This window comes from Streptomyces sp. NPDC002817, assembly GCF_053592055.1.
In genome coordinates this window covers 21157-27156 of record NZ_JBSFUY010000062.1, presented here as the reverse complement: position 1 = coordinate 27156, position 6000 = coordinate 21157, and the positions used below count along the sequence as shown (strand labels likewise).

The window sequence follows — 6000 nt, the reverse complement described above, 5'->3', positions numbered from 1 at the left end:
ACTCGGGCGGATAGCTGCGGGGCATCACGGCCTCCGAAGGCTGCTGGATCGTCAATTGTCCAGCAACCCGACTCCATTAGAACCGGGGCATACCAGGTCGGACTCGCTCGAGCGCGGCGTTCATCCTCAGGACGAAATTGCCGCCCGCCCCCCAGTCCCAATAGTCCAGCTCCACCCGGTGCCCGGCCTCGGTCAGCTGCCAGGCGATCCACTCCGCCGACGCCCGGTCCGCACCCGCATGACTGATGAACCAGACCATGTCCGACACCCCGTCAGACGCCCCCGTACCCGCACTCCGTCCAACTCGGGGCAGTACGCCTCCGCCTCTCGCTGCTGACGGTGGTGTCGGCCGGTTGGAGGCGGGCCAGGAAGCGGTTGTGCACGCGGGAGAGGAGCAGCAGGGACACCGTGGCGCCGACGAGGCAGCAGAACATGTCCCATTGCGTGTCCCATACGTCCCCCTGGGTGCCCAGGAAGGCATCTGCGGCGTCCTTGCCAATGACCGCGGAGAGCCATTCCAGCATCTCGAAGACGGCGCTGAAAGCGAGGCAGGCGCAGACGGTGAGCGGGGCGAGCCAGCGGCTGCGCTGCAGGGGTGAGGTGCGTACGAGGAGTTCGCGCACGAGGATCGCCGGGACGAAGCCCTGGATGAGGTGGCCGAATCGGTCGTAGGGGTTACGGGACCAGTTGAGCCAGTCGCGGATCCAGTCACCCGCGGGTACTTCGGCGTAGGTGTAGTGCCCGCCGGTCATCAGAACCAGGGCGTGCACGGCGAGCAGGCAGTACAGCAGGTCACTCAACGGGAACCGCTTGTGCAGCAGGATCAGCAGCGGCAGGCCCCCGACCACCCAGACCGTCTCCAGGAACCAGGTGGTGGAGTCCTTCGGATGCCATGCCGAGACCCCGAGCGCGACGGTCACCCCGACCGCCAGCGCGGCCGGCAGCCGACTCCGGCCAGGCACAGGACCGGTACGGCTGGTGGACGGGGCGGCCGTCGCTGCGGGGAGGGGCGACGTGGCCGGCTCCTTGGTCTCGGCGTGGGCGTCGGCTTCGGCGGGTTGCCGAGGCCTGGGTGGCGTGGGTGCTCGACTAGTGCTGGGTGAAGTCGGCCGCGGTGGTGTCCAGGGTGGTGGTGCCGTTCTTGGCGGTGGCCAGGACCGCGACGTGCCAGGCACCGTGCGGGGACGCCTCGGCCTCAGAGCTGGTGACCGCCACCTTGTAGGTGCAGTGCACCCTGTCGTCGCCCGCCGGAGTGCAGGTGGCCGACTCCGCGTCGGCCATGTCCTTGGCCGTCAGGCCCTTGTTGCCCAGGGACGAGTCCTGCGGCCACGCCAGCACCTTCACGCTCTTCACACCGGAATTGGCCGTCACATCCGTCGAGAACGTCAGCGAGCCATCGCCCTTCCCGTCCGGAGCGGTGTAACGGGCGGTGCTCTTCTCCAGCGCCGGGGGCTGCTCACCGGCGTAGGCGAACGCGAAGGCACCCGCGCCGCCGAGGGCGACGACACCAGCGGACACGAGCAGGGCGACACGTCGGGACATGGCAATCTCCGTAGCGGTAGTGAGTACTGAATCGGATCGGCCCAACTCGGTTGCGTCGATGGACAGATACTCGCTGTGCGGACAGATGCCGGGCATCGGCAGACATACTCAACCGCGCCTGAGTAGCCGGCCGAATCACCCTGGTGTTCATGACGAGCAACAGCACGGGGTCCAGCCTTGCGTGCGGGGGTGGTGCAGGTGGCCGGACGGCGAGGGCCACCAACTCCAGCAACCGCCTTCTTCGAGGGCGGGGATGATCCGCTGGACCGCACGCTCGGTGAAGCGGCAGCGCGCGGCGATATCGCGGATGCGGGGGGTGTCGTTCTCGGCCCACGGCGGCCGGCACCCGCGCGTGCTTCCTTCGCCGTTCCCGAGCCCCTCTCCTCCTCCTGCGGCCGGGACCACCCGCGTGGGCGCACCGGCCGTACATGCAGGCCGGCGATTGACTGACTCCGGGGCGGGGAAGCGCCCCGCTCGGTTGTATAAGGGGCGCGGGACCGATTTGATCAGTCCGATCCCGCTCCCGCTGACCCGGGCTGCGGGATGCCCTGGTCAGGAAGGTGAGTCGTGGCGTCCCATAGTCGGGTGAACTGCCTAAGAGACCCTAATAGGATGAGGTATCCGCGCTCCGACCCGCATGGCGGTCTCGCGCAGCCGATGGGCGCAGCGTCGCGTGAATGTACCCGGCGCCACCACAGCGCCTGTCGCCGGCTCACGGACGCCACTGCGCCGCGTCGGTCATGCTCGTCTAGCCAAGGAGGCTGCCACCGCTGACGTCGATGAACGCACCCGTGATCCAGCGCGCTTCGTCGGTCGCGAGGAAGGCCACCACGTCGGCGACATCCTTCGGCACGCCGACGCGATGGAACGCCGAGAACTGGGACATCTGCTCCACGACTTCGGGGATGTTGAAGATTTCGCTCCCGTTGTCCGTGACGCCCGGGGCCAACGAGTTGATGGTGATCCCTCGGGGGGCGAGGTGCCGCGCGAAGTGCAGCGAGAGCTGTTCTAGGGCTCCCTTGGTCATCGCGTAGAGGACCCCCGAGGGATTGGACTTCCGGGTCATGGCGGAGGAGATGTTGATGACGCGCCCCCCATCAGGGATCAGCCCGAGAGCGCGCTGGGTGATGAAGAAAGGGGCCTTGGCATTGACCGCGAACAACGTGTCGAACTGCTCGGCCGACATCTCCTCCGGCGCGATTCCGAGGGGCAGACTCTGGGCGGCGTTGTTCACCAGGATGTCCAGGGTGGTGTCTCCGGTGCGCTCCTTCAGGCCGGCTTCCAGCCCCTGGAACAACTGGTCGACATCACCCGGTACGCCCAGCTGCGCCCGGACCGTGAAAGCCCGGCCGCCGTCCTTCTCTATGAGCTCGACGGTCTCAAGAGCGGCCCGCTCCCCGTTCGCATAGTGCACCACCACCAACGCTCCCTCCTGGGCCAGACCGACGGCGATGCTACGGCCGATGCCTCGACTGGAGCCGGTAACAAGAGCGGTCTTGCCGTTGAGCTTCCCCATGACGATGCCCTTTCGGAGGTTCCTGAGCACGGGACGCCATCGGTGGTTGGGCGGCCTCGCGGGCAAACCGAACGACTTGGACGGCGTCCAAGTTACGATACAAGTATGCTTGTGCGGTGTCCAAGTCGTCAAACGCCGCGCAGCCTCGCACCACCACCTCCCGTGCTCCCGTCGGCCTCACAGCCGACCAGATCACCGCCGCCGCGATGGAGGTGCTACAGAGCGACGGCCTCGACAAGCTGTCCCTGCGCGCCGTCGCCGCCACACTCGGCGTACGGGTCAACGCCGTCGCCTGGCATCTCAAGGACAAGGCCGGTCTGCTCAGCGCAGCGGCCGACGCCATGGTGGCCGACTGCATACCCGCCCACCTGCCCCCTGATCCTGAAGAACGGGTCCGCGCACTGCTCACGTCACTGCGCACCGCGCTGCTGTCCCACCGGGACGGCGCCCGCCTGGCCGGAGAGGGCTCCTCGCTGGCCTGGCCCAACCAGCGTGCGTTCGCCGAGGCGTTCAACGCCGCCCTGCACGCCGCCCGCCGCAGCCCGAAGGAGGCGGCTTGGACTGCCTGGACCCTGATGTACTTCACCCTCGGCCTGGTCGAGGAAGAACAGACACCGCAGAACCGCACAGTGTGCGCCGAAGCGGCGGAGGCTGACCCCTCGGTATTCCCCTATCTGACGGCGACGATCTCGCACCTCACCGAGGAGAGCTTTGACGACCGCTTTGTCTACGGCGTCGACCTGATTCTCAGCGGGCACTCCCCCGTACAGGAATCGGCCAGTCACCCCGAAGCTTGACGCAGACCGGCCCGGTCTACTGTGCCGAAGCCCGATCGAGTCGCGCCGAGGCACTCCGCGTTCGGGCTGGAAGCCGCATGCCTTCTGTACGACGCCAACCGGCACCACAATGCTCGGCGACATCGGTACAGGTTGTCCGAGCCGGCCGACCGCACCGCCCGTGACTGGTTGCCGGCCCGTACGCGGTCGAGCCGGCGCGGGCCATCGGGGACGTCAGGAGGTCTGCAGACCGGCCTCGATCTCGAGGGTCAGCTGGACCTTCTCGCCCAGAGCGACGCCGCCTCCAGGTACGGGACCCTTGCAACTGACGCCGAAGCCCATGCGGTTGATCTCGCCGTTGGCGATGAAGCCGGCACGGGCGCCCTTGAGGGGGTCTTCGACGAACGGGTCAGCACCGAAGCCGCCGAGCAGCAGATCCGAGTCCTCGTACAGTGTTTGAGCCACGCGCCGTCGTAGCACCCGTGAGAGCGCGGCATGAGCGGTGGCACTCCACATCACGGCGGCGTCGACTTCGGGCAGCACCGAACCACTCCCCGTGTCCGCATGCCGCGGGGGGACCAACGGGAACGACTGACCGACAGCACATCTCCTCATCCTTCCGGCCGTTCGGACCGGCGCGCTTGCGACGAAGCCCGGCGCAGGGCGGACGTGTTCAGATGGCGCTCACCGTCACCTCTTGTGCGTTCGCCGCCTGATGAGGGCAATGTTCCGCCATGTTCTGAGTCTTCACCGGAGCAACTGATTGTTACTCTGCGGGTATGGACCGGGTGGAGACGCGTGAACTCGAGTACTTTGTCGCGGTCGCCGAGGAGCTGCATTTCGGGCGGGCCGCGGAACGGCTCGGGATCGCGCAGCCACCGTTGTCGAGGGCCATCGGCAGGCTGGAACGCCGTATGGGCGTTCAACTATTCGAGCGCACCAGTCGCCGTGTCGTTCTCACCGCGGCCGGTGCGGTCTTCCTGGCCGAGAGCCGCAAGGCGCTGACCGCGGTGGACACGGCGGTGTCGCGCGCCCAACGCAGAGGCCACCCGCACCGGCTGATGGTAGCCGCGTTGCAGGGCACGGGCTCCGGGCTCCTGGCTCCTGGCGGACGTGTTGCACTCCTACCGTCGCCAGCCCGGCGCGGCCGACATCGAAGTCGTGTTCACCCGGGACCAGGTCGACTTCGTACGCAACGGTTCGGCGGACATCGCGCTGACGTGCGGTCATGATGACCTTGAAGGACTGGAATTCACGGAGCTCGTGGAAGAGAGGATCGTCGCCTTGCTGCCGCGAGATCACTTCCTCGCAGCAAAATCGAGCATTTCGTCTACCGATCTCGCACTGGACGGGCTTTTCCGACCGCACTGGCCGGAAGGCACGCTCGACGAGATCATCGACAAAGTCGCCATGGGCGAATTGATCGTGATGGTGGGGGCAAGCGCGACCGACCGGATCGGACCCGCCGTCGTGGCGGTTCCAGTTGCCGATGTGCCATCGACGCAGCTCGTGCTGACATGGGGGCCGGGCGTCCCGGCCGCGACACGTGACGCGTTCGCGCGCACAGCCAAGCGCGTGACAACCGAGTACGTGGGCGCGTCGGAGCCCCCCGACGCCATGCGGTACGGAGCGTTGCCCGCAGCCGAGTGAGTGGGCGAGCGCGAGGAACGCCTCATGAATGTCGCGCACGGCGCGCGGAGACCAGTACGGCCTCTCCCCCAAGGCCGTCGGCGAGCCCCGCCGGCTGAACCGGTCACGTGGCGTCGACGCCGTGCGGACCGTGGAAACTGGCTGGCTGCCACGGAGCCCTCGGACCGAACAATGCCGCACGCGCAACCGATACCGTCCGGGTACCGCTGCGATACCAAAAGCGTCATTGTTGCGCCGGTGGCCGGGTGTTGAACTCGATGCCATGGGACAACTCGGCAACAAGGCCGCAGTCATCACCGGCGGCAGTTCAGGTGTCGGACTCGCCGTGGCATCCGGTGTGACGAAGGTGGGCGCGATCGCCATCCAGAGCGACGCGTCGCACCCGACGGGACCTCGACCGGTCGTTCGACTCGGAGAGATCCGGGTCAACGAACGACCCCGGGCACGACGATCACGCTTGGGATCGAGGATTCGCTTCTGAGCTGGTTGTCGACGGCGGCGCCACGCAGCTGGGCC

At 67.5% G+C, this 6000-nt stretch carries 7 protein-coding genes and 1 pseudogene; 3 read left to right on the top strand and 5 right to left on the bottom strand.

Going from position 1 to position 6000, the window contains the following annotated elements:
- Positions 1–76: 76 nt before the first annotated feature.
- The 4 genes from ACWD3I_RS47585 to ACWD3I_RS47570 all read right to left on the bottom strand — a co-directional run bounded on the left by ACWD3I_RS47585 (position 77) and on the right by ACWD3I_RS47570 (position 3058).
- On the bottom strand, positions 77–259 hold the full coding sequence (locus ACWD3I_RS47585) for a toll/interleukin-1 receptor domain-containing protein (protein ID WP_365410796.1): 183 nt from the start codon (positions 257–259) through the stop codon (positions 77–79).
- 13 nt (positions 260–272) lie between these two features.
- Positions 273–962, bottom strand: a complete 690-nt coding sequence (locus ACWD3I_RS47580; RefSeq protein WP_365410799.1) for a DUF2238 domain-containing protein — start codon at positions 960–962, stop codon at positions 273–275.
- A 127-nt stretch (positions 963–1089) separates the two neighbouring features.
- Positions 1090–1542, bottom strand: a complete 453-nt coding sequence (locus ACWD3I_RS47575; RefSeq protein WP_365410802.1) for a DUF5707 domain-containing protein — start codon at positions 1540–1542, stop codon at positions 1090–1092.
- 748 nt (positions 1543–2290) lie between these two features.
- Positions 2291–3058, bottom strand: a complete 768-nt coding sequence (locus tag ACWD3I_RS47570) for an SDR family NAD(P)-dependent oxidoreductase (RefSeq protein WP_451084424.1) — start codon at positions 3056–3058, stop codon at positions 2291–2293.
- Positions 3059–3174: 116 nt separating this feature from the next.
- On the opposite strand from ACWD3I_RS47570, the gene ACWD3I_RS47565 reads away from it, so the two are divergent.
- Positions 3175–3855, top strand: coding sequence for a TetR/AcrR family transcriptional regulator C-terminal domain-containing protein (locus tag ACWD3I_RS47565; protein ID WP_365410805.1), 681 nt, complete (start codon positions 3175–3177; stop codon positions 3853–3855).
- Between the two features lie 213 nt (positions 3856–4068).
- Here ACWD3I_RS47565 and ACWD3I_RS47560 read toward each other — a convergent pair whose 3' ends face one another.
- A complete protein-coding gene (locus tag ACWD3I_RS47560; RefSeq protein ID WP_365410808.1) occupies positions 4069–4299 on the bottom strand; it encodes a hypothetical protein in 231 nt (76 codons plus the stop codon).
- A 314-nt stretch (positions 4300–4613) separates the two neighbouring features.
- Between ACWD3I_RS47560 and ACWD3I_RS47555 the strand changes: the two are divergent.
- Both ACWD3I_RS47555 and ACWD3I_RS47550 read left to right on the top strand, forming a co-directional pair.
- Positions 4614–4793: pseudogene (locus ACWD3I_RS47555) on the top strand (LysR family transcriptional regulator); the annotation flags it as partial.
- 145 nt (positions 4794–4938) lie between these two features.
- A complete protein-coding gene (locus ACWD3I_RS47550) occupies positions 4939–5484 on the top strand; it encodes a LysR family transcriptional regulator substrate-binding protein (RefSeq protein WP_451084427.1) in 546 nt (181 codons plus the stop codon).
- The last annotated feature ends 516 nt before the right edge of the window (positions 5485–6000 follow it).